An 872-nucleotide genomic window follows, 5' to 3' on the forward strand; every position below is an offset into this window, starting at 1 on the left:
AACGTCCTGGAGCCCGAACTCGACCAGAACTGACAAGGAAAACTACAATCGACACCGCGCAACGCCCCAACCCCGCCGAATCGGTCACGTTCCCGAAATCGGCGGTCACGTTCGCCGAAATCCGCAGGTAAAACGCAATGAAGGCTCAACCTTTTGCGAAGCGCGCCGTTATTGCATGTGCTCAGGCAAACCCCTTGGATCTCCATGGCACAACCGATTCCTTTCCGCAACTCTGGCGCCGCCCGCGCGCGGCATGCCAAAGCCATGCTGTTGCCCATCGCGCGCCAGATCGCCGACGAGCTCGCGTTACGAGTTCATCTGTCGCTCGACGCATTGCGCCGCGGCGTCGGCACGAAGAGCGATGCACAGACACTCACGCAGATCATGCTGTTGACCAGCTATCTCGCCGATGCCGGCTTCGGCTCGATGAGCCACGAAGAACTCCAGGCCGCGGATCGCGCCTCGGCGATGGTGTTCGACGCAGGTCGGGAACGCGACGAATGGAAGCTGGACGAAGCGGGATTCGAGCTCTTTGCATCGATCGCTACGAGGTACGATCGGCAACTGCATCGCGCTCCGCTTTGGGCGATTATGGAGGCCAGTGAGAGACTAGACCGCTTTATCGCAGGGAGATCCGATCGAGCGCCGGCGCGTAAGCGGGCATAGCGGTTTTGGAGGAAGTGCTGAGTGCCTGAGCCAGAAGGACACGGATTTTGGACGAATGTGTCGGAAGTCGCCGGGTTACGCGGATGCGCTGCGGATCGGAAAGTAGTGAAGCGCGCGGAATTGACCGCGTAAACGCAAAAACCCCACCGCTGCGGGTGGGGTTTCTGGCTTTTGAGGGAGCCTGACGATTACCTACTTTCACACGG

The 872-nt window shown here is 60.0% G+C and carries 1 protein-coding gene; it reads left to right on the top strand.

The window, feature by feature from the left end; all coding sequences use genetic code 11:
- Positions 1-204: 204 nt before the first annotated feature.
- The gene (locus tag AB4Y34_RS41780) at positions 205-666 is read left to right on the top strand and encodes a hypothetical protein (protein WP_176384783.1); all 462 of its coding nucleotides are present in this window, start codon (positions 205-207) and stop codon (positions 664-666) included.
- Positions 667-872 lie beyond the last annotated feature (206 nt).

The organism is Paraburkholderia sp. BR10954, assembly GCF_040965775.1.
GTDB classification, from domain to species: domain Bacteria; phylum Pseudomonadota; class Gammaproteobacteria; order Burkholderiales; family Burkholderiaceae; genus Paraburkholderia; species Paraburkholderia youngii.

Coding starts and splice junctions, on each gene's coding strand:
- AB4Y34_RS41780 (WP_176384783.1), top strand. CDS start 205: ATGGCACAACCGATTCCTTTCCGCAACTCTGGCGCCGCCCGCGCGCGG.